23 protein-coding genes and 1 pseudogene are annotated in these 25552 nt (G+C 42.3%); 3 read left to right on the top strand and 21 right to left on the bottom strand.

Annotation, left to right across the window (positions count from 1 at the left end):
• Positions 1-184: 184 nt before the first annotated feature.
• The 4 genes from LEP1GSC190_RS05165 to LEP1GSC190_RS05180 all read right to left on the bottom strand — a co-directional run bounded on the left by LEP1GSC190_RS05165 (position 185) and on the right by LEP1GSC190_RS05180 (position 3111).
• Complete coding sequence (locus tag LEP1GSC190_RS05165) at positions 185-466, bottom strand: hypothetical protein (RefSeq protein ID WP_237578340.1); 282 nt, start codon at positions 464-466, stop codon at positions 185-187.
• 8 nt (positions 467-474) lie between these two features.
• Positions 475-684 (bottom strand): hypothetical protein, encoded by a 210-nt coding sequence (locus LEP1GSC190_RS05170; protein WP_002747635.1) that lies wholly within the window; start codon positions 682-684, stop codon positions 475-477.
• Positions 685-858: 174 nt separating this feature from the next.
• Entirely contained in the window at positions 859-1431 is a 573-nt protein-coding gene (locus LEP1GSC190_RS05175) for a leucine-rich repeat domain-containing protein (RefSeq protein WP_002747673.1), read from the bottom strand.
• Between the two features lie 24 nt (positions 1432-1455).
• The gene (locus LEP1GSC190_RS05180) at positions 1456-3111 is read right to left on the bottom strand and encodes a hypothetical protein (protein ID WP_237578341.1); all 1656 of its coding nucleotides are present in this window, start codon (positions 3109-3111) and stop codon (positions 1456-1458) included.
• A gap of 1183 nt (positions 3112-4294) precedes the next feature.
• Between LEP1GSC190_RS05180 and LEP1GSC190_RS19720 the strand changes: the two genes are divergently transcribed.
• Positions 4295-4507, top strand: coding sequence for a hypothetical protein (locus LEP1GSC190_RS19720; protein WP_126160274.1), 213 nt, complete (start codon positions 4295-4297; stop codon positions 4505-4507).
• Between the two features lie 261 nt (positions 4508-4768).
• Here the strand turns inward: LEP1GSC190_RS19720 and LEP1GSC190_RS05195 are convergent, their stop codons facing one another.
• The 12 genes from LEP1GSC190_RS05195 to LEP1GSC190_RS05255 all read right to left on the bottom strand — a co-directional run bounded on the left by LEP1GSC190_RS05195 (position 4769) and on the right by LEP1GSC190_RS05255 (position 13876).
• Positions 4769-5122: a DUF5615 family PIN-like protein gene (locus LEP1GSC190_RS05195; RefSeq protein WP_081586350.1), complete on the bottom strand. Its 354-nt coding sequence runs from the start codon at positions 5120-5122 to the stop codon at positions 4769-4771.
• A complete protein-coding gene (locus LEP1GSC190_RS05200; RefSeq protein WP_002747662.1) occupies positions 5119-5376 on the bottom strand; it encodes a DUF433 domain-containing protein in 258 nt (85 codons plus the stop codon). Before LEP1GSC190_RS05200 ends, LEP1GSC190_RS05195 begins: the two co-directional genes overlap by 4 nt.
• Before the next feature lie 94 nt (positions 5377-5470).
• A complete protein-coding gene (locus tag LEP1GSC190_RS05205; RefSeq protein ID WP_002747675.1) occupies positions 5471-5683 on the bottom strand; it encodes a DUF2283 domain-containing protein in 213 nt (70 codons plus the stop codon).
• The gene (locus tag LEP1GSC190_RS05210; RefSeq protein ID WP_002747634.1) at positions 5676-5984 is read right to left on the bottom strand and encodes a hypothetical protein; all 309 of its coding nucleotides are present in this window, start codon (positions 5982-5984) and stop codon (positions 5676-5678) included. Before LEP1GSC190_RS05210 ends, LEP1GSC190_RS05205 begins: the two co-directional genes overlap by 8 nt.
• 32 nt (positions 5985-6016) lie before the next feature.
• The gene (locus LEP1GSC190_RS05215) at positions 6017-6250 is read right to left on the bottom strand and encodes a UPF0175 family protein (protein WP_002747688.1); all 234 of its coding nucleotides are present in this window, start codon (positions 6248-6250) and stop codon (positions 6017-6019) included.
• Between the two features lie 300 nt (positions 6251-6550).
• The gene (locus LEP1GSC190_RS05225) at positions 6551-6829 is read right to left on the bottom strand and encodes a hypothetical protein (protein ID WP_173380624.1); all 279 of its coding nucleotides are present in this window, start codon (positions 6827-6829) and stop codon (positions 6551-6553) included.
• A complete protein-coding gene (locus LEP1GSC190_RS05230; RefSeq protein WP_051019821.1) occupies positions 6826-7164 on the bottom strand; it encodes a hypothetical protein in 339 nt (112 codons plus the stop codon). Before LEP1GSC190_RS05230 ends, LEP1GSC190_RS05225 begins: the two co-directional genes overlap by 4 nt.
• Positions 7161-8471, bottom strand: coding sequence for a ParB N-terminal domain-containing protein (locus LEP1GSC190_RS05235; protein WP_002764351.1), 1311 nt, complete (start codon positions 8469-8471; stop codon positions 7161-7163). Before LEP1GSC190_RS05235 ends, LEP1GSC190_RS05230 begins: the two co-directional genes overlap by 4 nt.
• A complete protein-coding gene (locus LEP1GSC190_RS05240) occupies positions 8468-9289 on the bottom strand; it encodes a ParA family protein (RefSeq protein WP_002747637.1) in 822 nt (273 codons plus the stop codon). The genes LEP1GSC190_RS05235 and LEP1GSC190_RS05240 overlap by 4 nt, the downstream gene beginning before the upstream one ends.
• 199 nt (positions 9290-9488) lie before the next feature.
• On the bottom strand, positions 9489-10553 hold the full coding sequence (locus LEP1GSC190_RS05245) for a tyrosine-type recombinase/integrase (protein ID WP_002747642.1): 1065 nt from the start codon (positions 10551-10553) through the stop codon (positions 9489-9491).
• Positions 10554-10562: 9 nt separating this feature from the next.
• Positions 10563-10919 (bottom strand): hypothetical protein, encoded by a 357-nt coding sequence (locus LEP1GSC190_RS05250; protein ID WP_036036974.1) that lies wholly within the window; start codon positions 10917-10919, stop codon positions 10563-10565.
• Positions 10916-13876: a CHC2 zinc finger domain-containing protein gene (locus tag LEP1GSC190_RS05255; RefSeq protein WP_002747664.1), complete on the bottom strand. Its 2961-nt coding sequence runs from the start codon at positions 13874-13876 to the stop codon at positions 10916-10918. The genes LEP1GSC190_RS05250 and LEP1GSC190_RS05255 overlap by 4 nt, the downstream gene beginning before the upstream one ends.
• Before the next feature lie 157 nt (positions 13877-14033).
• Between LEP1GSC190_RS05255 and LEP1GSC190_RS05260 the strand changes: the two genes are divergently transcribed.
• Both LEP1GSC190_RS05260 and LEP1GSC190_RS20155 read left to right on the top strand, forming a co-directional pair.
• Positions 14034-14414, top strand: a complete 381-nt coding sequence (locus tag LEP1GSC190_RS05260) for a helix-turn-helix domain-containing protein (protein ID WP_002747681.1) — start codon at positions 14034-14036, stop codon at positions 14412-14414.
• A 24-nt stretch (positions 14415-14438) separates the two neighbouring features.
• A pseudogene (locus LEP1GSC190_RS20155) lies at positions 14439-14549 on the top strand (helix-turn-helix domain-containing protein); the annotation flags it as partial.
• 402 nt (positions 14550-14951) lie between these two features.
• Here the strand turns inward: LEP1GSC190_RS20155 and LEP1GSC190_RS05270 are convergent.
• From LEP1GSC190_RS05270 to LEP1GSC190_RS05290, 5 genes are all read right to left on the bottom strand, one after another.
• Positions 14952-15233 (bottom strand): hypothetical protein, encoded by a 282-nt coding sequence (locus tag LEP1GSC190_RS05270; RefSeq protein WP_237578340.1) that lies wholly within the window; start codon positions 15231-15233, stop codon positions 14952-14954.
• An 8-nt stretch (positions 15234-15241) separates the two neighbouring features.
• Entirely contained in the window at positions 15242-15451 is a 210-nt protein-coding gene (locus tag LEP1GSC190_RS05275) for a hypothetical protein (RefSeq protein WP_002747635.1), read from the bottom strand.
• Between the two features lie 174 nt (positions 15452-15625).
• Entirely contained in the window at positions 15626-16198 is a 573-nt protein-coding gene (locus tag LEP1GSC190_RS05280) for a leucine-rich repeat domain-containing protein (protein ID WP_002747673.1), read from the bottom strand.
• A 24-nt stretch (positions 16199-16222) separates the two neighbouring features.
• Positions 16223-23284 carry a TIGR04388 family protein gene (locus LEP1GSC190_RS05285; RefSeq protein ID WP_117344718.1) on the bottom strand — a complete coding sequence of 2354 codons (7062 nt, stop codon included), beginning with the start codon at positions 23282-23284 and terminating at the stop codon, positions 16223-16225.
• A 148-nt stretch (positions 23285-23432) separates the two neighbouring features.
• The gene (locus tag LEP1GSC190_RS05290) at positions 23433-25085 is read right to left on the bottom strand and encodes a hypothetical protein (RefSeq protein WP_117344677.1); all 1653 of its coding nucleotides are present in this window, start codon (positions 25083-25085) and stop codon (positions 23433-23435) included.
• Positions 25086-25552: the final 467 nt, after the last annotated feature.

Here is a 25552-nt window from a genome sequence, read left to right on the forward strand (position 1 = left end):
TGGATTCGTATTGGTTCTGGGCTTTCGTTATTGACAATATAGTCTTACTCATTTTCTTTCTCACAATCAAATACACAAAACGAAAAAAGTAGATTCAATTACACCATCACGATATACAAAAAACCGACGTTTCCATCGGCCAAGTTTGGTACAGGTGCACTTTCGATTTTAAAAACATTCAATATCAGAAGTCGTTCGGCAAATCTGCCAAGTAATATTCAATAATTCTCATGTATTTAGAAGCGTGAATCTGTCTTACCGTTTCCTTCACTTTCTCCAAGTCTTCAAACGGAACTTCTTCTTTCACAAGGCTTTCATTCTCTGCGTCAAAGTAAACACAAGGGACCTTTCCGTCCCAGGTTGTATCCACATACATCCGGCGGCCACTCCGCTTGTTTCGGACCGCTTCGCCCAAGGCAAAGCTCGTGCGGCGGGGTAGGGAGTTCTCTTGAGTCGGGTTTTCCATATATTGTTTTACTTGGGAAGATACGGAAGAATGTCCTTAATCCGCTCCAAATCCTCCGGAAACACCTGAACCTTCACAAGGCTTTCCTTCTCTGAGTCAAAGTAAATGCAACTCACTTCCGGATTCCAAGCTATTTCTACATACATCCTTTGGCCCGTCGTTTTGTTTCGAACCGCTTCGCCGATTGCATATCCCTCTTTTCTTTGGTTTGCTTCCATTCCCTTTCCCGACTCACTCTTACACTCTTTTGTTTTTTAGGTTTTTCCATCGATTGCAGTTTCTCTAATGTTCTTTCGGGTGTCAGTGGGTTTCATACGAAACTCCGGTTTTCCGGAGTCCGTTTGCTACCTGGGACAGTGGGTTCTGCACTGGAGCCCTGTTTTGCGAGTAATTCAAAACTCCGGACATTTACTTGTTTCACCGGGACATTGTATTGTATATTCATCATCTTCAAATTGCATTTTCTTTCTAATTCTTTCTTTTGATTTTTCAGAAAGTTTCGTTCCCGCAGCAGTGAGACTTCCAATATTCAACTTTAAAATATCTTCTACGGCTCCGTCGTCGATATTCGTATATGAGATATTTAGAATTTTCAAATGTTTCCAATCTTTCAAAACCTGAATCGCTTTGTTTGTAACTAACGTTCCATCAATGTCTAATGACCAAATCTTGCTGTCTTTCAAAGTAGCAAGACCTGCATCTGTAATCCTTGTCTTAGTTAATGTAAGATTATCTAAGTTTGGAAATATCAAAAGATATTTCAACTTGTCGTCCGTTATTGGGGTCCCAGCAAAACTAATTCCTTCTAACTCATTCAATTTTCCTTTAGTCAGTTGACTATGCTTTGGAGCCAAAGTACTCAAATACGCCAAAGCTTCTTCCGTCGGATCATTTACTTTTGCTTTTCCCACACAACCCACCAATATTAGAAATATCAAAATAGATGTTATTCTTCGAACCTTCATACTTTACTCCTTTCCTCTCCATTGTTAATACCCCATCGCAGGAAGTCCCCAATCTTTCCAATCACTACCATTCGAATTTTGAAATTTTAAATGAGAATGATCGGTTGGATCATATTTTACTTTTCCATCATTTCCAATTCCATGTTGTCCTGTAACCCCGGTCCAACCGACTACGGTTCCGTTATCAAAAATCGGCTTTTCGTTGGCTTTCAGCGCATCAATCACGTAGCTTGGAAATTGATTTTGGCCGTGACGAAGGTCTACTTGTCTTTTAACACCGTTGAGTTTGTATTCAAGCCTGAGAGAATTTCCGCCTTCGGACATATTAGTTAATCCTGTTACTTTAAACTTCCCATCATCGGATCGCATAACAGTCATCGGACTTCCATACGGAGCATGCAAGTCAACTGCACCTGGATCTTTACTCTGATTGTGCGGATCAATTGCCGTCCAAGGCTTTTCCGTAATCTTTGTCGGTTCCATCGGGATCGAAGCAGAACCCATTCCATCCGCTTTCGTTCTGAAATATACGTTTCCATTTGCATCTTCTACGATTCGACCGGTTACTCCCTTGATACCTTCTAAGTGAGTCAACTTTCCTAAATTGTCTTTTGATACATCCGTATATCCCGATCCCATTGGAATCTTGTTCCTGTCTCCTTGGGTCGCTTCGTAATATGCTTTTCTCTCTGCCGCTACTTGTCCTTCGTAATCGGCCTTACTAATCTTTCCTTCTTTGTAATCGAGATAAGCCGCTGTTTCGTTTCCGATCCGAGTTCCTTGTGCCGCCGAACGATCATCCGCATATGCACTTCGCGGTTTTGCCTCCGGGCCATATATCAATTCTTTCGTTTTGGTGTATAAACCCTTGATACCATCAAGAAGACCTCCGGATTCACTTCCTGAAGACGCTGGTTTCGTCGTTCCTCCGGCTTCCTTCGAAGCCACCAATCGATTCAACTCCGCCGTCTTACTCGAAAGTTCTCTCGCTGCACTTGCCAACGCCGGATTACCCGCGTCACTCATCGTTCCGTTATCATGGGCCAGCGAAATCCCTTCACTCAGTTCTTTCCGGAGCTGAGCAATTCTCTGGTCTACCGGATCGGCCGGTTCCCCATTGGAATGAGGTGTTGCACCATCTTCTCCTTCTCTCCTTGCTGTAGCATATCCTGACGCACTAACAGCCGCCGCTCCATTTTCAGAATTGTTCCTATTTTGCGCAGCTCTTGAATCTGCTTCTGCTTTTGCCGCCGCATACGCCTTCTCTTCATCCGTCTCAGCGACACCTTGAGCAAGAATATTGTTCATAGAATACTGAGCTATAAAATCGGCATTAGACGAAAGACCAGTTTGAGAATTGTAACTGAGAGCGTTTGTGCCGGCTACGTTAAAGCTTGCGGTAAAACCGTCTCTTTCACTCCATGCAAGTCCTCCGCTGACACCTCCAAAGCTCGGCCTGCCTCCGCCTCCCTCTACTTTGCCGTATTGGTCAGTTGAAATGTCTGCGCCCCAACCAGCATATTCACTTCTGCTAATGGTAGCTCCCATTCCGGGTAGAACATGATTGTTGTTAGACGACAGTCCCGCACTAGTTCCGAATCCGTCCTGGCGATTGTAGCTCATTCCCAAGTTGAGAGTGCTGGCATAGGATCCTGTTGTTGCGTTTTTACCCATTCCCACTCCGAGGCCAAGTGTAGTGCCCTAACCCTGAAGCTGCTGGAGTTGCAATTTTTCCATAGCGTTCGCCAATCCGAAGCGTTTTAGCCCTTAGCAAACTCACACACCGAAAAAAAATCCGGTACAAGCGTTTTTGAAAATACACAAGAAAATTTCCCTAAGAACACTTTCTTGAATATTCAGCTTTCTTCATGCGATTTCCGAAGAAAATGGAAAAAACCGAAAGATTTTTTCGTTTTCTCTCACATTTTCCGGAAAATATGGTGATTCAATTTCCAAGTTCTACATCTCAATTTAACAAACTTTGAAATTGCGGAAAACTTCGGATTTCTTCAGATATTTCAACATACAAGCAAGACTCTTACTCGTTTCTTGGTTCCAATTCGTATTCTGCAAGAACTCTCCAATCCGAGCTTGTATTCTCACTTTCTACTGCTTCAAAATCTCTCTTAGAACTCGAACAAGACCTGAACAGGTCTCACACAAGTCCCGAACAGGACCACTTTGAAAATCACAGGACTCGAACAAGTCCCATACAGGACCCGAACAAGTCCTGTTTGAAATGCAGTAAAACGCAAATCCAGACTATTCCCAGTCCCTTTTTCTTTTCTTTAGAAGGCCACAGGTTAACGATAGGTGAATCTTAGGTGAATGATAAGTGAATCATAGGCAACCATAGGTTAATGATAGGTTGATCATAAGTGAATCTTAGGTTAACGATAGGGCAATTGCCTCAAGGCCTTAGAAGGCAAAAACGGGATTCGGAAAACCCGAATTCAGAGAAATGTTTCCCAAACAAGCGGCCGCTTTCTCTTTTAGTCGTGAAATCAAAGTTCTACCCGAATTCGATTCGGGCGGCCACTTCGATTGCTTGTCTTTCGTTTTCGATGAAACTAAAAACCATGTTAGTCAATGCTAGTGTTTTTTCTACTTTGGAACTCTTTCCGGATAACAGATTTTAAACCTTGAATCTCTGGAAAAATTCGTAAAAACTCATTTTCAAAAGATTCCTTTAGAAAGTTAAACAAAATAGAGGTTTTTCATAATTAAAAATCCTAAAAAATTAAATATCTTCAATTCTTGATTTCGAATACTTGAAATTCCGGTAGCGGGGGGTATTACTCTCCCCCCTCCGCCCCGATGTTTCCATCGGAGTCGTCTTTAGAGGGAATCGTCCAAAGATCGTTTGATTTTAAGTTTAGAGGCTCCACGTTTGGAGCGCAATGAATTAGGGCAGGGGTGTGAGATGCTTTCCTCTTTGAATTCAAGAAAGCGATTGCTTGGAAAGTTTCTTTCCGATTACAATACTAGGCAACTCGTTTTTTTCAAAGAATCCGTTTTAGGACTCGCACAAGTTCCATTTTCCGTATTTTTTTTGTCTTACTGGCAAGAGTTCTAAATCACCCGGTTTTTTTCCCGGTTCCACTCTTACTTCCCGTTAAACCGAAGTCCTTCCAACCATTATTGTGGATTATTGTGCCGTGAAATCGATTCTAAGATTGTGCATTACTTCAGCCGAGATTTCTAATGAACGGCTCTTCTTGTCTCTTTAACTTGAACCCGAAAGATCTTCGTGTTTTGGAATTCCAAACAATCACAGCTAAAGAGGGAAGCTTTCTTCTTCATCCTTTAATATAAATTTTGTATCACATTCCTTCTCTCATTCGCCCGGTAAACGAAGTCTTAGTTTGTTCGCAGACGCCGTAATGATCGCTCCAGACAACAGTTCCTTTTCGTGTAATTTTAATACATAGTGGCTTACTCTCGTCTGTTCCTTACTGGATAAATTGACTAAACGAATAATTCCACAATGAGGAAGTTTTCGAAATACTGCAAGTTCTCCAAAATCCTTGTCTAAGGTTATTAATATTCTCTTTTCTTCATATGCCATTTTCAGAATTTCCTCATCTCCAGGATCTTTAGTAAAGTCTCCCGACCAAACCGTATCTATTCCCAAAGCTTTAAGCTCCTTTGACACGCCTCCCCATACACAAGTATCCAAAAATACTTTCACGCAACCTGGCTTGTTTCTTGCGGGATGTTCTCTATTCTCTCGTTTCCGATCATTCGATACGCATAGACCAGACACGCTTGAATGTCGTCCGATTCCAACCAAGGATAACCTTGCAATATCGTTTCCGCCGTATCTCCTGCCGCAAGCATTCCAAGTATGTGTTCCACTGCCAAACGACGGCCTCGAACGATGGGTTTACCTCCGAATATTTCCGGATTGAATGTTATTCTTTCTAGTAGTTTGTCTTGATTCATTTCTTTGTATTCTTACTTGATTCGATCCATTCGTCCAACCATTTTTTCCCTCTTTCGTAACTACTAAAGAGGGAAGCTTTACAGTGAATACACGTTAAGCGGCACCACTACGAAGGAAAACAGATACGGGTTCTTTCTGGAAGGAACTTACCTCAAGAATCGAAAACCCGATTACATTCCCCAATACATCCACTTTTTCCATTACTGCATCGTTTTCCGTTTCTTTAAAAAAACCTTCTTTCTTTTCAAAGAGGACTTCTAAGTAGTCAGACTCTTTGTCGAAATATATCTTAATCTCCCTATCCATATAATACCTTTCCTTCTTTTATCTTGTCAGTGAAATAAGCCGTGATTAAAAATAAATCATCCTTTCCATTCTTGATTACTACACAAAGATATTTGTCACCTACCAACGTTTGGTAAAAATACTTGTAAAATAATTCCACACCGACATCCGTTCGGGATTGTCTCACTTGTTCAGGAGAAGATAAACACTCTACAATACTCTCTTCTTGTCCTAACATCTCAGGGTGATCCTCTTCTATATGTTTCCTTCTTTCTTCGGTAAATCGGATCTTTCTTTTGAATACGTCTTCCAGTTGTTTCATTCTTTACGCTTACATCTTGTCTCTTGAATCAATCACGCATTCTGAATGTCGTTTAAATAATCTTGTGTTGTATAACCCGAAAAGATGGAACCACCAAAGGCACCCATCGTTTCAATAAAACTACGTTTTGTCACACCAGCTACTTTCGCTGCCTGCCCCGACGAACACTGACCGGCTTCATAAAGTTTTACTGCAAGTGGCATCTGTAACGTCTGCTCGTTCAAATTGAGTCCGTCCGGTAATTCTAATCTTAAAGTTTTTACCATTTCTTTACCTCTTTGATTTCAACTTCAATTCAGTCTATTGTCCAACCATTTTTTCCCTCTTTCGTAACTACTAAAGAGGGAAGCTTCCTTTCTCATCTTGCTAACGAAAGAATATCGAATCTTGAAACCTTAATCACTCTTTCCCTTTCAATGATTCTATTAAACCGCAATTTGGGTGGGATAGGGACTTTCTTCTTTCGAAACCGGTTCAGGATTTTTAAGGAAATTTAAGGGTAGTTTAAGTCAGGAAATTGAATGGCTCCATCCGGGTTTCCATTTCAAAAATGAAAAGGATGAAGGTTAACCCCTCATCCTCTTACCGATCATACGCAGTGTCTTTTCAATCTCCACCTCGTTTTGACAATGTGACAGCAAGGTCTGAATCAGCTTCTTCGTTTGTTTCTGACTTTTGTAAAGATTCAAAAACAGTTCCTTCACTGCCTTCCTTTTTTCCCGAATATTCATTCCTTGAAATCGATTCCAAAACGTTTCTAATCTCAGTTCCAATTCCCTCAACCTTTCATTCTTGGATACTAACCGCAATATCACACGACCTTCTTTGCATTCGGTATCCTTCATTTGATTAACCCCCGAATCCGTTTTTTTTCGAAAGCCTGTTTCTCTACGATCTCCGTTTCCAAGAATTTACGACCGATCTCTTGAAATTTTCTTTCAATCTCGATTTCCTTTTCTTCTCCTTTTTTGAATCGAAGAATCATCGTCCGGTTCTTCTTTCGATACACTTGCAGCTTCTGTAATGTTGTTTCGGCTTCTTCTCTCCTCTTTACGGAACTTGTCTTTTCATATCCCCTCCGATATGATTTCGTTTTCTTTGGGATAGTAGGGGATTCTTCTTTCGTCATTTTCGGGTCAATTCGGTAAAAGGCTCGTTTTGTCTCGTTTTTGCTTTTCATACCTTCAACTTCCATATTCTCTTCTCTTGACCCACTGCTGAAATCAGTTCTACAAGCTCTGAGTCCTTAGAACCTAACTCCATTGTTTTCTTGTGTAGATCTGCTTGTTGCTTCCTCACTTTCCTTAGAGAATTCAAGAGTCTTTCCAAAGCCGCTTCCTTCTGGTCGTAACTCATCTTCCCGTATTTCTTTTGAAACTCTTTTACCTTCGCTTGCAAGATTTGTTTCGGCGTCTTCTTCTCCGCTTTCTTGATAGATTTCTCTTCCCTCTTGGATGACTTAGGCTCCTTCGTTTTTAATTCTTTGCGGATTTCAGTGATATAGTTTTTAGCTGTCCCAAATGGAATATTTTCATTCTTAGAAATTTTCTTTGCTAAATCTTTACTAGAATTACTGATCAAAAGATGACCCTCATCTTTTGATTTTTCAAAACCGTTTCCAACAAGAGAAGATTCATTATTTACTAAATCTTTACCGGAATGACCGATCAAACTATCACCCTGATCGTTTGATTTTTCGTCCGGTCCGGTCTTCAAAGATTCACTCTTTTGTCTTGTTCCCTGTGCTTGCTCTTCTAAGGTGCCAACCTCACCGAAGAATAGCCCAAGCTCCGTTTGTCCTTCAGGAGAAGAAGATGTGTTTCTCTTTTGTTCTTCATCCTCGATCAAACGATGAGGGCCATTGTTTGATTCCTCTTCGCTTAACATTTCCGAATCCGAAGATCCTTCCCCGTTTGTTTCTTCTTCTGTATTCTCAACTAATGAATGAGACGACTCGCTCTTTCGGTCCCCACCTCGATTGTCTTGTAAGAGATCGTCTTTGTATTTCCGAAGGATTCTTCTCTTTAGCCGCTCTTTTTTTTGCTCCGCTGTTAGATGTCTTCGAAATAAATTGTCTCCTTCGAGTATGTCGTATTCCTCTTCTGCGTTAAGTTCGTTCATATAGTAACGGACAGGAATACTCTCAACACGACGACGCACGTTCTCATCTTCGTGGTCTTTCAACTCCAAGGCGATTCGGTACCGATTCTCTCCCGTCACAAGTGTCCCGTCTTTCTTGGCCGTGAGTGCGTCCAAGATTCCGTTTAGTGCTATGTTCTCTTTGAGATTTGTATATTCTTCTTCGGTTAACGGATCAAAGTCGTTTCTCGGATTCGGCTTCAAACTCGAAGGTGAAACCATCTTCACAATCGGGTTCAGTGTGATTCCCTTCGGTATATACTGTTTCCCAAATGTTGATCCGGGCCGGGGAGTGGACTCTTGTTCTTCCATCCACTCTTTGGCTTTTTCTTCCTGACTCTTCTTCATTGGATTACCTTGCGCTTCTTCCCGCCACAGGTAAGTTCCAAGACTTCCCGAGTCAGTTCCTCGAATAACTCGTATCCCTTCGTGTTCTCCTTCAATGGCTTTCCAAGTTCTCCCGCCGTCTCAATCGCCGATAACTTAGATATGACCGTCTTCGATACTTTGTATTTCTTTTTAAGTCTGTCGATTCGTTCCGATTCCTTCTTTCCCTTTCCGACGATTGAAGGAACAAGTAACGTCTTGGTTTTCTTCTCTGCAAGTTTGGAACCTCCGCCGACGCTTGCTCCGAACCCGTCCGCCTCCGGATGCTCTTCGAATATATTTTCCACTTCTCCCAGTAGAGTTTTCATCCCCTGATAGTTCCATCTGGACGGCCTCACGGGAAACAATACTAAATCCGCTATCGACAATGCAAACCGTAGCTCCAAAGAAAGATACACCGGCGTATCAATGATTATATAATCATAATTGAGTTTTCTTAAATTCTCCGCAAACGATCCGAACACTTCCGGGTCGTTTCCTAATTCATTCGTCATCTCTCCCAATCGTATCGTGGCCGGTAAGATATGAATCCCGGAAAATCCGGTCTCATACACACAAGCCTCGATCTCTTTTTGTTCGAGTAGCGCATGATATACGTTCCTTGTATCCAACTCCTCTTCTTTCACTCCCCGGAGAAAAAAGTCTGTTAGATTGTTGTTCAAATCCAAGTCCATACACAGCACTCTCTTTCTCTTCTTCCATAACTGGATCGAAAGATTGATCGCTGTTGTTGTCTTGGCTACTCCACCTTTTAACGACGCCATCGTGATGATTTGCATGCCTTTGGCCTCCTAATAACTCAGCGCGTCGCTCTCCATGGATCGCTCCGCAGGTTTTTTTAAATCTTGTTTTTGGTTTTGTTTTTGAAAGAAACCGCTAAAGAGGGAAGTCCTCTCTGTAACCGGTCCTTTTCGTTTTGTTGTTTAGAGATTTGGAATGTTACAAGAACCTAATCACTGATCCCTAACACCCTGACATCTAACTCGTGTCGGACTCTTCTTGGTTTGAATCTTTGTCTTTCGATCCGGTCTCTTTTTTAGGGGAAGCTCCTCCCACGAGAGAACTTGAATCCGGTGTATGGAGTGATGGATGTGTCTTGTTATACACTTCCTTGAGCTTTCGAATCGCTACGTGTGTGTAGATTTGGGTCGTGCTCAAATTCGCGTGTCCAAGCATTTCTTGTACGTGTCGTATGTCCGCTCCGTTGTCGAGCATCCCCGTCGCTGTCGTATGCCGGAATATATGCACCGCTTGTCGTTTTTTAACTCCCGCTGTGTCTCTAAATCTTGTAAAATTCTTTGTAATGCTGTTGACGCTTACTTTACAGCCCCTTCTACCTAAAAATAGATGTAACTCTTTTTCTTTCCTTACCAGTAACGGTCGCACCCTTTCCAAATAATCCCCAATCCAATGAAGAGCCCTCTCACTGATCGGAATCAATCTGTCTTTTTTACCTTTACCTTCTCGAACCAGTAATGTCTTTGTTACAAAGTCAATATCGCTTACATACAAATTCCCGAGTTCCATCCTCCGTATCCCCGTCGAATAGATTACCTCAAGCATCACCCTGTCACGAAATCCATACACCGTCGTCACGTCCGGCATCGACAAGATCCTTTCTGCTTCGTCCACACTTAATACATTGTGAGGGATGATTTGTTTCACAAACTTAGGAATCTCTAAGTCCAACGCAGGATTCAAAAGCAACACACGCTTTTTCGTAAGCCACGCGAAATAATCCTTCACAATATTTAGGTATTTGTATTTCTGATTGTTCGATAGTTCCTTGCCATTCGCTTTACGCATTGTCGTTATATACGTTCGATATCTTTCTAATAGAGATAACGTTACTTCTTTCACATTACGAACTTCTCGCAATTCGCACCAATTTGAAAACTTTGTAATAGTCAAATATACATTTCCCAAAGTCGCGATCGCATTTCCTTGCGCCGTTCGTTTCCACTCGATATATTCATATCCGTAGTTTAATATCGTTTCGGGTGGTGAGTTCTTTAAATATTCTAACTTCTCGCTCCAATACATAGCATTCCTTCACAAGCAACCGACAGCTGCAACTGGGCGGTTTTCTTTTTTTCTCTCTAGAATACATTGTTTAAGTGTTAAATTCGTATTTTGAACCCAAACCCCACCTAAACCCTTACAGAATGCGAGAATGGGGGGGCGGCTACCCCCAGGCGACCCCCCGGTTTTGCCTAGGCGAAGGGGGAGCGAAGTGGCCTTTTTGCTAGGCGAAGTTGGTTTTTTGGGGGGCGAAGTTTGTGGCAATTGTGCGACAAAATACTGGCTTCCCGTCTCCTTGCCGATTGAGACGTTTAACTGCTCTACAGTTGTAAACTGCAAAACATATAATTCTAAAAACAGATCTTTTGTATATTCTACTTCGCTCATGCACTTTCCTTCTCTTCTTCTTTTCTGGCAAGCCCTAATAGTTCTCTCCAAGAGAAAAGTCCGTCGTCTACTCCTGTCTCTCTTACTCCTAAAAAAGTAAGTCCTAATGTAAACTCTTCTCCCTCTTGTCCCTCTCCGTCATACAATAGCTCATACTCCGCTATCTGCCCCTGTTTTCCACTGCGTACGATCAAGTATTCCAATTCTTCCAGTCTTCTCAAATGGACCCGAAGTCTTGTGTCACTCATTCCAAGCCTCTCTCTCGCTTGCCGTCTTGTAAAACGAACCTCACTCTTGGTAAGCTTTTGTTCCTCGCTTTCTTTTGTAACCATTGCGTATAATGAATACAATACTTCCTTTGTCTGTGGGGTGAGTTCTTCGAGAGTTCTTCCTAATATCTTAGATGCAAGCAGGCCGCCTAACTCCATGTCCTCCCTAGTCACCTCGATGTATTCGAATCTCTCCCCGTTCTCGCCTTGTCCGATTTTTTTCTCTCTTTGGTATTGATTAAGGAGGGCGATCGACTTGATGAGGGTCAGGTATTTCTTTTGATCCCGTCTCATTCTCAGTTTTGTATCCGGAAACTTCATTTCCTTTGCATACGGATTCACGACAACTAAAGGCCGAAGGACCCTTTGTATGTTCTTGTGGAGTGTTAGAATCTTTTCTTTGTCCCGTCTCTTTACGATTCCGTCCAACGTCTCCAGTTCTCTTTGTATCTCAAGGATCGTTCTTGTCTGTTCTCTTCCTTCGTTCACTGTTAGGATGAGGCATCTGTTTTCGAGCTCCTCATCAATCTCCAAGTTTGTTGTCGTGAGGAAGATGACCACCGGGCCTTCTACGCTGTATTCTTCCGTTACCGTCCTTCCAGTCGTCGGGTCTTTCATCGCACTCGCGATGCTGATTTTCTTTTCACTCTGGAGTATCTTCAAAGCATACTTCGCTCTTTCCACTCCTTCTTCTTCCGAGATTGCTAGAACCTTGTTCTTTAAATTCTTCGAGGACATATAGAAGAGGGATTGGCCGGTCATCGCGGAATACTTCTCTTTCTCTTCTTCCGGTACGAAGTCAAGGATCGCATCCATGAGTGTCGATTTGCCCGCACTCGATGAACTCTGTATGATGATTGCAAGTGGGTTTTCCGTTCTTCTCGTGATACTCGCCAAATACCCCACAAGAGAATTCACTCTCTCTCCCACAAGGCCGCATCTTTCAAAGTCTATTAGGATATTGGTAAGTAATTCCGGAGCCTCTAAATATTGAATCGCTTCTGCTCTTTCCTCGGGGGTGAGCTCCACTTCCGTCTTTACGTTTCTTTCCTTCTCTCTTTCGTTCAATACCTCTTCCAAGACATTGATGAGTCTCCCGAGTTCCTTCTTGATCGTTTCCTCTTTTTCTCTGAGTTCATGCGTGGCCGTCCCTAAATACGAAGTCCTGGCTTTGTAACTGAGTAGATCCACGTTATCTACGTGATATCTTTCTTCTTGGCTCACCTTGAGCGTCACTTTCAACGTCTCAAGGCTTGCATTGTTTCGATACAGGCCCTTTGCTAAATACGTCCTTTCTGGAAATTTTACTTCCACTTCTTCTTTAAAGATTTTTACTTCCGGTTGGATTTGGATTTGTGATGGCGGGGAGTTTTCTTCTCCGTTTTCGTTTAAGGCGGTCAGTCCTTCCGCGGTCAAAAGTTCTTCTTGGGGTCGGGGAGTTATCTCAATGGGAAACAGTTCTTTGTATTGGGGCGTGAGTTCTTCTTCGCTTCTTTCTGTCGGTTCTTCTTTGGCAACGGTTCTTCGTTTTGGCTCTTGAGTGGTATTTTCTTGGGTCAATTTCACGCTTCTTTCCAGGAGTTGCAAGAGTGCGTCTTGTCTTTGTTCACTTTGTAACGCGTATTCGTTTGCGTCCACGTTCAAGGGAAATCTGACTCGATACAGCTCTACCTCTTCCTTTTTGAATCTCTCATACAATGACATCGCTCCCTTGTCTCCCGCCGTGTCCCCGTCATATGCGATATATATCTTTGAGATACGCTTCTCTAAGATCCTTTGATGTAGTTCTTCCGTATATCCTTCCACTCCGTAACTACATGTCACGTTCCTGATTCCATTTTCCCAATAGGTAAGCGCGTCGAGTATCGATTCGCATAGCACAAGTTCCTTCTTTCTAAACGCATCCTCTTCATTCCAGATTCCAATATGTCTTCCCGCTAAATACTTGTGATTCGGTGTCTTGAGCGTTTTACTTTCCTCTATCTTTCTTCCATACATCCCGCACAATTCTCCAGTTCGGGTATATATCGGGATCACTACTCTGGATCTGAAATGTTCAGTTCCGTTGCTACTGATTCCAAAATATCCGAAATCCCGATACAAATCACGTATCCGGAATCCGACTTGTGTTCCTCGCGACGGCAACGTAAGGCTCAAGCTTCCATCGCTGTAGCCGATTTTGAATTTTGTGATCGCTTCCTCGCTTCCAAGGCCCCTCTCTTTCAAATATTCGAGCGCGTGCGGTGTTTGGCGTAGTGTCGTTTGATAGTAGGATATCACTTGAAAAATCAGGTCCTTCTCTTCTCCAGTCAATCCTTCCGTACTCGGGATCTTGCGGGTCGTTCCTTCCAGGAGTTGTCGGCGCTCGTTTCGAGTTAGGCCTTCTTTCACGAACCCTTCTTCCGGTTTTCTTCTTTGTAATCTCTCTACCGCTTCGTTGAATCCCAAGCCCTCACGCTTCATTACGAAGTCGATCGCGCTCCCTCCTGTCTTGCAAGCTCCCATACAGTGCCACAGATTCTTTGCAGGTGTTACGATGAACGAAGGTGTTCTGTCCTCGTGGAACGGGCAGCGGCCCATCCAGTTCGTCCCGTGGTTCTTCAGTTCGATTCCGTAGCTGCGGACCAACGAAAGCAGGTCCGTTTCCTGTTTTAACCGCGTGATCTCTTCTTTCGGGATGAATGGCATGGGGAAGGGCTCCTTTTTGGGGGAATTTTTTGTAATGCAAATATGCCTTACAATGTGCAATAATGCTTCATTTGTCAAGCCCTAACTTTTTATTACCTGCACATCTGCTTTAAGTTCTTCTCGACAGCTTACTTTTTAAATGCAACTATGATTGATTATGAGCAAAGGAAGAAAAAAAGAGCCTGAAAACGGGTTCGGTGAACGATTTCGACAGTTAAGGCTTCAAAAAAATCTTTCTCAGGGGGAAATTGGGGAGCTTGTCGGACTTCATTACACTAATATCGGTAGGTATGAACGCGGTCTCTCTATGCCTTCCGCCGAAGCCGTAAACAAACTAGCTGAAGTCCTCGGAGTATCTAGCGATTATCTGTTAAACGGATCTAAAGAAGAATTTGCCAAAGCAAAATTCTCTGATAAAGATTTATTACAGATGTTCCAGGCTGTTGAACAATTTCCTGAAGAGGAAAAAACTTTAATCAAAAAAATTATCGATGCTTTCCTTACTAAAAAGAAACTGCAAGAGTTAGTCGGGAAATAATTAAGGCCATGAAAATTCTAGTCGATGTCAAAGACGAAAAGCAGACGCGCTTTTCGAAATTCTAAAAGGTTTCTCTTTCGTAAAAAAATCGGAAAGTATGAAAACGGATCTACCATCCCAAATTCAGAAACCGTAATCAAGATGGCTAAAGCATTTGAAATCTCAACCGATTATCTACTTTTAGAAGAAGTAAACGAAAATCCTGCTTCCACAAACCTTACTCAGAGAATTTGAAATTGTTGATCAGATGAACGACAAAGACAGGGAAGTAATTAAATCCCTCATCGATGCTTTCATCAAAAAAGGACGCATGGAACAGGTTTTAGGAAAATAATGGATTTCAGTATCTCTTTGGATTCGTATTGGTTCTGGGCTTTCGTTATTGACAATATAGTCTTACTCATTTTCTTTCTCACAATCAAATACACAAAACGAAAAAAGTAGATTCAATTACACCATCACGATATACAAAAAAACCGACGTTTCCATCGGCCAAGTTTGGTACAGGTGCACTTTCGATTTTAAAAACATTCAATATCAGAAGTCGTTCGGCAAATCTGCCAAGTAATATTCAATAATTCTCATGTATTTAGAAGCGTGAATCTGTCTTACCGTTTCCTTCACTTTCTCCAAGTCTTCAAACGGAACTTCTTCTTTCACAAGGCTTTCATTCTCTGCGTCAAAGTAAACACAAGGGACCTTTCCGTCCCAGGTTGTATCCACATACATCCGGCGGCCACTCCGCTTGTTTCGGACCGCTTCGCCCAAGGCAAAGCTCGTGCGGCGGGGTAGGGAGTTCTCTTGAGTCGGGTTTTCCATATATTGTTTTACTTGGGAAGATACGGAAGAATGTCCTTAATCCGCTCCAAATCCTCCGGAAACACCTGAACCTTCACAAGGCTTTCCTTCTCTGAGTCAAAGTAAATGCAACTCACTTCCGGATTCCAAGCTATTTCTACATACATCCTTTGGCCCGTCGTTTTGTTTCGAACCGCTTCGCCGATTGCATATCCCTCTTTTCTTTGGTTTGCTTCCATTCCCTTTCCCGACTCACTCTTACACTCTTTTGTTTTTTAGGTTTTTCCATCGATTGCAGTTTCTCTAATGTTCTTTCGGGTGTCAGTGGGTTTCATACGAAACTCCGGTTTTCCGGAGTCCGTTTGCTACCTGGGACAGTGGGTTCTGCACTGGAGCCCTGTTTTGCGAGTAATTCAAAACTCCGGACATTTACTTGTTTCACCGGGACATTGTATTGTATATTCATCATCTTCAAATTGCATTTTCTTTCTAATTCTTTCTTTTGATTTTTCAGAAAGTTTCGTTCCCGCAGCAGTGAGACTTCCAATATTCAACTTTAAAATATCTTCTACGGCTCCGTCGTCGATATTCGTATATGAGATATTTAGAATTTTCAAATGTTTCCAATCTTTCAAAACCTGAATCGCTTTGTTTGTAACTAACGTTCCATCAATGTCTAATGACCAAATCTTGCTGTCTTTCAAAGTAGCAAGACCTGCATCTGTAATCCTTGTCTTAGTTAATGTAAGATTATCTAAGTTTGGAAATATCAAAAGATATTTCAACTTGTCGTCCGTTATTGGGGTCCCAGCAAAACTAATTCCTTCTAACTCATTCAATTTTCCTTTAGTCAGTTGACTATGCTTTGGAGCCAAAGTACTCAAATACGCCAAAGCTTCTTCCGTCGGATCATTTACTTTTGCTTTTCCCACACAACCCACCAATATTAGAAATATCAAAATAGATGTTATTCTTCGAACCTTCATACTTTACTCCTTTCCTCTCCATTGTTAATACCCCATCGCAGGAAGTCCCCAATCTTTCCAATCACTACCATTCGAATTTTGAAATTTTAAATGAGAATGATCGGTTGGATCATATTTTACTTTTCCATCATTTCCAATTCCATGTTGTCCTGTAACCCCGGTCCAACCGACTACGGTTCCGTTATCAAAAATCGGCTTTTCGTTGGCTTTCAGCGCATCAATCACGTAGCTTGGAAATTGATTTTGGCCGTGACGAAGGTCTACTTGTCTTTTAACACCGTTGAGTTTGTATTCAAGCCTGAGAGAATTTCCGCCTTCGGACATATTAGTTAATCCTGTTACTTTAAACTTCCCATCATCGGATCGCATAACAGTCATCGGACTTCCATACGGAGCATGCAAGTCAACTGCACCTGGATCTTTACTCTGATTGTGCGGATCAATTGCCGTCCAAGGCTTTTCCGTAATCTTTGTCGGTTCCATCGGGATCGAAGCAGAACCCATTCCATCCGCTTTCGTTCTGAAATATACGTTTCCATTTGCATCTTCTACGATTCGACCGGTTACTCCCTTGATACCTTCTAAGTGAGTCAACTTTCCTAAATTGTCTTTTGATACATCCGTATATCCCGATCCCATTGGAATCTTGTTCCTGTCTCCTTGGGTCGCTTCGTAATATGCTTTTCTCTCTGCCGCTACTTGTCCTTCGTAATCGGCCTTACTAATCTTTCCTTCTTTGTAATCGAGATAAGCCGCTGTTTCGTTTCCGATCCGAGTTCCTTGTGCCGCCGAACGATCATCCGCATATGCACTTCGCGGTTTTGCCTCCGGGCCATATATCAATTCTTTCGTTTTGGTGTATAAACCCTTGATACCATCAAGAAGACCTCCGGATTCACTTCCTGAAGACGCTGGTTTCGTCGTTCCTCCGGCTTCCTTCGAAGCCACCAATCGATTCAACTCCGCCGTCTTACTCGAAAGTTCTCTCGCTGCACTTGCCAACGCCGGATTACCCGCGTCACTCATCGTTCCGTTATCATGGGCCAGCGAAATCCCTTCACTCAGTTCTTTCCGGAGCTGAGCAATTCTCTGGTCTACCGGATCGGCCGGTTCCCCATTGGAATGAGGTGTTGCACCATCTTCTCCTTCTCTCCTTGCTGTAGCATATCCTGACGCACTAACAGCCGCCGCTCCATTTTCAGAATTGTTCCTATTTTGCGCAGCTCTTGAATCTGCTTCTGCTTTTGCCGCCGCATACGCCTTCTCTTCATCCGTCTCAGCGACACCTTGAGCAAGAATATTGTTCATAGAATACTGAGCTATAAAATCGGCATTAGACGAAAGACCAGTTTGAGAATTGTAACTGAGAGCGTTTGTGCCGGCTACGTTAAAGCTTGCGGTAAAACCGTCTCTTTCACTCCATGCAAGTCCTCCGCTGACACCTCCAAAGCTCGGCCTGCCTCCGCCTCCCTCTACTTTGCCGTATTGGTCAGTTGAAATGTCTGCGCCCCAACCAGCATATTCACTTCTGCTAATGGTAGCTCCCATTCCGGGTAGAACATGATTGTTGTTAGACGACAGTCCCGCACTAGTTCCGAATCCGTCCTGGCGATTGTAGCTCATTCCCAAGTTGAGAGTGCTGGCATAGGATCCTGTTGTTGCGTTTTTACCCATTCCCACTCCGAGGCCAGCGTTAGCTGAAATTCCTCCTTGTTCGGAATAACTTATTCCCGCGTTAAAGCTAAGTGCGCTTGTTCCCGCTTGCAAACCCGCGGATCCGCCGAATCCTGTTTGTTCGTTGTAACTGAGTGTGGCTCCAACTCCAAGGCCTTCCATCAGCTTCATGCCGCCCCCAACACTTGCTCCAAATCCTTTCTCTCTCGAGTAGCTTAGGTCATAGCTTACAAGACCTCCAGTTGCAATCGAAAGAGGAGCATTCCCAATCGTCGCTGCTCCAGCGAGCGCACCCAACACGCCGCCTTCCGTCGCGCCCTGTATCGTTTTGTAAGCTGCAAGCGCTACTAAACTCGCTCCACCTGTTATGATTGCCGTCGCAGAAGCAGCAACCGTTATTACTGTATCGATCGTTTCGCGGTTTTCATACGCTTGTTTACCCAGATGATCCGAGAACTTGTTCACTTTTTTCGTCACATCTGGATTTGCCGCAAGAGCGATGACACCGACTGGACCTACCGCAACTGTCGCTATTGCAACAGCCGCCATCGTGCCAAGACCCCGACCCATGTTGTAGGAAAAACTTTTTGCCATCTCATGATTGGCTTCTTTCTCAGAAATCTTTTGGTTTAAATACCAAGCGGGAATTCCGGTTGCTTGCGATATCGCTTCCGTGGTCACGCTCTTCTCGTATGCTTTCATCGCTTGTTTCATGTTGGAACCGCCGACAAGGGCTCCCACAAAACTCGCAGGCAATCCGGTTGCTTCTGCAACTGCTCCCGTTATGCGGCTTTGAACTTCGGATTTAATGGCTTCATGAGGTTTTTGTCCTCCGCTCATTCCGTTTAATACGTTAAACAGAAATCCCTTGCTTTCCTTCTCCGCGTCATTCGCCTTTGCTTGTTTTTCGATTCTATTTTGAATGTCTTCGGAGTAGACGGTATATTTTCGGTTTACGTTTGAGAGTTGATTGTCGACGTAATTGGTTCCCACTCCCTTCAACTTGAAGTTGTATCCTAAATTTGAAATATCAAATCCGGATGTGACGATCAAGTATTGCATTCCGTAGCTTACTTCCACAGGAATCCCTTTGACGCTCACCGAGCCTTTTAATTCTCTGCTTCCTCCAAAAACTGTGTCGTCGATCGAAGCTCCTTCATACATCGCTTTGCCGATCTTCTTCATATCTCCGCTTTGGCCTTTGAAGCTTCCTTGGCTAAAGTTGTATTTTGATCCTTGTTCGTGATAACCTTTTAAGCCTCCCATTTCTCCTTCGAACATGTTTTTCAATTCGCCTGGTAAAGCTTGGAAGGCTGCTAAGTAATTTTCTTTACTCGCTTCATACAATTTCTTTTGATAACTTTCGATCTCTTGATTCTGTGCGTATTCTTCTTTGATCTCGTTTGTCTTGTTGCTAAACTGAGCAAACATCTGTTCTACGTTCTTTTGCAGATTGTCGATGTAGTTTTTAACTCCCAGTACCATTTCTGCGTTGAACCTTGTCGCGTTTGGATTCATCATGTCCACGCTCAAATTGCCCGGATTAAATTTAGTTTCCATTCTAATATATTGATATTCTAAATCGGGAGAATAACTCGCTCCTTTCATCGCACTTCCGTCGATTTCGATTTCTCCGCTGTAGATCTGTCGATACGCGCTGATTCCTTCTCCATCCACTCTAAATCCGTATCCTGCTTCTCTAAGATATTTGTATTCGTCTCCGTTTGTCAGCGCTTCTAAAAGTGTCTTTTGGAGTTGGTTACTTCTTTCTTCGTTATCTTTTTGGAGTTTTTTTGCGTAGTCGTCTAAGTATTTCGACACTGCGCTGTTTGCTGCCAAGTTGATTGCTTGGCTGCTTCCTTGGAGTAGGGTTTGCAACGCCGCCAAATCATTGTTATTCGTCACAAGTAAATTCATGTGAGAAAGTAGTTCATCTGCCTTTTTTTGTTTTTCTTCCAACTCTTTCTCTTGTGCTTGTATGTATTGAGCGACTCCGTTGTTCGATACTTCTTGTGGTAATGCACTTTGGATACTTGCAATCATTTCCTGCAATCCATCCAAAAGTCCTTCTCCGATATTACGATTTGCTAATTCTTTGGATTCGAGTAGCAACCGTTCTACTCTTTGTTTGTTTTCCTCTCCTTGTTTGTTTAAGTTTGCCGCTGTTTGGATCATTCCTTGGATTTGGTTGTAACTTTCTCCTTCGGATATAATTCCGGCGACTTGATTCTTTCCTTCTTGGATTTGTTTCTGAACTTGAGTTGTATTCTGAAAGTTTTTGTTGAGTAGGTTATCTCTGTAACTCAGGAAAGAATTTTTTGTATATGTCAATCCTCGGTTGTCTATTTCACTCGTAATTTCTTCGCCTAACGAATAATACTTCTTCTTGAGGAATCCGATCGCATTGCTCTTTTCTCTCACTGCATATCCTGTGTAAAGGGCTGCTTCATCGAACTTTGCTTCGCTCTTTGCTTTGTCCGCTAACTCTTGGTACTTCTCTGATTTTTCAAAGTATTCGTTTGCAGTTTTTAAGTAGCCTCTTTCTTCGTCGACCACTTCTGTTTGTAATGTTGTTGCTACTGCAATGTCGTTTCTAATATTCGTGTATTCTAATGTTGTGGATATACTTGCGGTTCTTCTTCCGTTAAAGTTAAATCCTCCGCTATTTCCATTGATTTCGTTTTGCCAAAACGTTTGGTTTTGTCCGTTCGTTGTAATTTGATTTTGAATCTGATTTAACTCTGTATTGTCTACGATATATGCCCCGTTTCCGTAAATCGTTTGTGCTAATGCATTGATTCGATTACTTGCGCTGAGTTCTGCTGTTTTGTAGGCTTCGCTTCTTCCAAAAGAATCTGCGATTGTTTGAGAGAGGTTGGCTCCTTGTCCGTTCCAACTTGTTTGGTTTTGCAGGTTTGTAATTGCTTGTTGCATTACGTTTCCTGCCGCTGCATATTGATACGTTTGATACAAACCTGTTGCTGCGTTGTAAAGCCCGGTTGTATTTGTCTCCGAGTTTGTAATTTGTGTTTGTAGTTGGTTTGCTTGTGAGGTTGCGTTTGTTTGGAATTGTGTTTCTCCGTCAGTTGCAGTTACCGCTTGTTGCAATATATCTTTTGCGGATAAATACCAATTTAACTCTGCTTGTTGGAAGATTGATATTGTGTCGTCCCAGTTTTCTTGTCCCGTTCTAAATTGGCTATTTGCGTTATCTGCGCTTCCTGCAATTCCTGCCATTTGGTAACCGTAAACTTCTGTGACCCAGGCTCCTCTTGCCGCCTTCATGAGATTAATCTGATTATCATAGTTGGAAATTGTAGATTGTTTCGTTTGTTCCAGTTCTAATAGTTTTGCTTGGTATTCTTCTTCGTATGTTTGCGATCTTTCTTCCCAGTCTTTCAACGGATTGACGAGTGACAAAAACGTAGATGCAATATTTGTAAACTGAGTTTTCATACTCGTCCAAAAGTTCTGGTTTGCTTGCATCGCAGAGTCTATGTATTTGTATTTGGTTTGAACCTGTACTTGTTCGATCAATCCAAGAGAATTGTACCAATTCGAGTTATTTAAAGCGCTTCCGCCTAACCACACTTTTGTTTCAAGCGCAACGCTTGAATTTGAAACTGCATTCCCCGCTTGGGAAGACAATCCAAACGCAGTGTTGTAATTTCCATAGACCGCGTTTCGTATTTTTGTGTTTGTCGCTATTTGATCTTTTTGTGCCTGGCTAAAACTTTCCGTTACCGAGGTGGAATAACTGTCGTCCGTATGCCATTGTCTGCTATAGCCGCACATTACTCCAAACGGAGCTCCGGTACAATCAGTTAAGTCTAACGCGTAGTGGCCGGTTCCTCCAAGGCAAGTTCCTCCTACATCCGATCCGTTACACGTCGCTTCGTAATGTCCTGCGCTGTAGTATCCCGTGCTGTTGTTGGGGACTACAGTATAGGATTGAACCGGTGCATTCTCTCCGTTCCATCCAAAATTTGAACATGGATAGGATATCCAAGTTATCCATCCGAATGGAGATCCGGACGCCTGAGTCTGGCAACTTTGGTATTGTTGATTGAGTTCCGCGTAATTCGGATTCATTACCGTATATGGATCAAAAGTGCTTACCAAAACTCCGTTTTGAAAACCTCCGTTAGTCGCACCCCAACCATATACGTTTCCGTCGTTTCCATACGTGATCGCTCGTGGTCCGGTAGACAGGTTGTTACAGGAACTACTTCCACTACAACTTAAGCTTGCGGTTGCCACTTCTTTTTTAAACTCTAAAACTTGAGTCGCATACGTCTCCTGCCATTTTGTTATATTCCAGTAGTCTGCTTTTGCGGTTGCGTTTGTTATCTGACTTTGGAAAAAATTTCCCAGTGTTTGCGCTAACGTGCCGAGGGATGCGTTAGAATTCAGAGCCTCCTGTAGATCTTCCAACAATTCGTCCATGTCCCCAAACACGGATGTCAAACTCGGATCACTCGATGCATTTGTTTTCAATTGATTTTCTTGAGAACGTATATTTGTAATTGTGGATTGAAGCGCGTTTCTCATTTGGCTTTGAGCGTTTGCAATCAATTGTTTGTTCGCCAACCATTGGGCTTTTGTTTGTTCGATTCCATTCAAATAACTTAATTTATCATTTTCGAGTCCTGTAATCGATTGATTCCATTGCAGGATTCCATTCTGGATCGCATTTAAGGAATTCTGTTCCCAGGTGTTTTGTTTGTTAAGTAAATCCTGCCATTTAGAATCCCAGAGTTGGGTTCCTTGGTAATAACTCTGTGCCGCTTGTGCGGGGTTTGTTGCTTGGGCGGCAGGAGTAGTGGTTACAGTTTGCACAGTCGGATTGATCGTATTCACCGAATTTGTGTTCGTCGATGTTACGTTGTTCGATGTGTTTTGGGATAATGTCGCTAAAAAGATTTGTAACTCTGCTTGTATGTATGCGTTTACGTCCGCGATCCATTGGTTCTTTGCCTGTTGTTTCTGCAGTTCCAGTTGTGCTCTCACCGCGTCTTTGTAAACGTTTACGTTATTCACCGTGTCCGAGTTATTCACTCCACCCACGATGGCTTCTATCTCCGCGTTGACTCCCGTTTCCCAAGCGGCTTCTAAAACTTGTTCTCCGTTGTTCACCGAATTTAAAAACGTTCCCGAATCCGTGGCTCCGGCTTTTGCCGCGTCCACGTAAGGTTTTAATTCGTCGTTTGCAAATTGTTTTGTCGATCCGAGTGTCGGCACACTTTGGGCGGAGAGTTCGCCTAATATCGATAAGGGTAACACAAAAACTACGTGAAAGGCGAGGATCGTTATTAAACTGACGATCTTCGTTTTAAAGGAAAAACGGTTTTTAAAAGCGAGAATATTTCGTTTTTCTAATGCAGTTTTATTTTTTGTCTCCGTAAACTGTATTCTAAAATCGTGATGTAATATCTCCCCCGTTTCTTTCTGTCCTCTGTCTGGAACGAGCGAAACGAAGTTCGTTTGTCTTCCGTCTTCTGAACGCGGTTTTAGGTCGGTGATGGATCTGTTTTTTGAATCTCTGTTTTGTCTCATGTTTTTACACCTGTTTGTGAACTGTTGGGGGCGGTCCGTTCATACGGATGGAATAATAGCGCATTAGTTTCCGATTGAGGTTCGGGACTTCCAAAAGATGACTTAATAGAATTAGAAAATCGGAATGTTTCCGGGTATCACCCGAATTGATCGAAGTGACTTTTTGATTTTTTAGATTGGATTGATCCCGTCTCGGAGGATACAACGGAGTTCTTTCTACGTTCTCAGAAAGAGAAGAGGGTAAATTGTTTTGCAATCGTCCGGTTTTGATTTCTTCCGACTTTTCTCGGATATATTCCCAAGCCCATTTCTCTATATTAACATTCTCTAAAATACGAATCTCAAAGGTGTCGGCTTTCCATTCCCAACTTGCGGAATCAAGCATATCTTCGACTTTTCCAAACCTATGTTCCGTGTTTTTGGAGGAATCAGAATTGAATTCTAAATTCAAAACTCCTTTTTGGTTTGTTACAGTTTCACTAAAACGATTGTTAACTTTTTCTTTAAACCTCAAATCTGAAACGGATTCGATTGCTTTTTGTGGATTGGCGGTTTCTTCCTCAAAACCTGTCTCTAAGACCGCGACATCTTGTCGGATTGTTGGAATCGTTTTTGATTGAACTTGTTCCAAAGAATCAAACTTCAAGTCGTCTTTCCGATGAACTTGTTCCAAAGAATCAAACTTCAAGTCGTCTTTCCGATGAACTTGTTCCAAAGAATCAAACTTCAAGTCGTCTTTCCGATGAACTTGTTCCAAAGAATCAAACTTCAAGTCGTCTTTCCAATGAACTTGTTCCAAAGCATCAATCACAACTTCGGAATATTCTTTGGACAAAGGTGCCCCGTTTTTCTTTTGAGAGTTACGAGACAAATAACGTTCTACTTCTAAAATATACAGTTGAGTCAATTTGTCCCGACGGTCTGGCTTTGAGGTTTTGATCTTTTGAACTTCGTCGGGAGGCTCCGGTTTCGAGGTTTCAATTTTTTGAATGTGATCGAATTCTTGATTGGGAAAATCGGTGGAAACCAAAAAGGTTTTTATTTTTTGATCTTTTATTAAAAAATCAGAATTTGAAATTTCATCGATTGTGTTTTTCTTTGGGTTCTCTTTCGATCCTGACTGAAAATCCGGAAAATGTTCTTCTTCCGTTCGATCGAAATGTGTAGTCTTTTTGTGTTTGGAAAAATCGTCGTTCTTCGAATTATGGATTTTATTTTCTTTTATGGAAAGCTCCATTTCTGCTTCCCACGCAGCACCGGTTGTTTCTAAGTTGTAGGTCAAATCCGGATCCGGTAAAAGCTCTGTGTTTGCAATGGCTTCCGGTTGATTTGTAGAAACTGGATTTACCGTTTCTGAAAAAGTTTCTGAATCAAATTCTTCCGTTTTTAATTCTTTCGATTTTATCTTTGGTTTTTTAGTCGTGTTTATTTCTTTTTGTAACTCAAGCAAATTAGGTTCTAATTCACTTTCCGACTCAAAAGACCATCCTAAAATAGGATCTAATGTTTTATTAGAAACCGAGTCGACTAAAACGGATAATACCGTAAAAGCAGTAATTCCATGCAAAAGAAAAAAGACTAAAAACGGAAGACGATAGGGGAAATTTTTATTCCCGGACGCCGGACTCGTTTTAGATCGTTTGATTCTTTCTAACATCGTTTTTTAAAGACTAACAAAACCGTTACAAATTCAATTTCTAACAAAGATTAGCTGACTTCATCGGAAGTGTAGTCACGCGGATCTATGTTCGGTTTTGTAACAAAGACGAATCTTGTGATTTTCATAATATAATGCAATCACAATTTTCTAAAAAATCTGAAACCGTTTGCGGGACAAATTATTAAGGTTGGGTTTGGAGCGGTTTTAGGTGTTGGTTTTGACTAAAACTTAAGAGTGCTGGGTTTTCGTTTCCGGAAAAATGGGGGGACCTCCGTGTTTTTTTGGGGGATAATTCTTTTACGAGGCCTTGTCTTTAAATTGTTTGTGTGGGGTAAAAGGAGAAAACGTTGGAAGATCGGGGCAGGGTAGAACCTTCAACGGCCTAAAAAGAACCGCTAAATCTATTACAGGATCCGGTTTCTATGTCTTGGTACAAAATTGCTGACAATGCCGATTCAACAAGA

Source organism: Leptospira mayottensis 200901116, from assembly GCF_000306675.2.
GTDB classification, from domain to species: domain Bacteria; phylum Spirochaetota; class Leptospiria; order Leptospirales; family Leptospiraceae; genus Leptospira; species Leptospira mayottensis.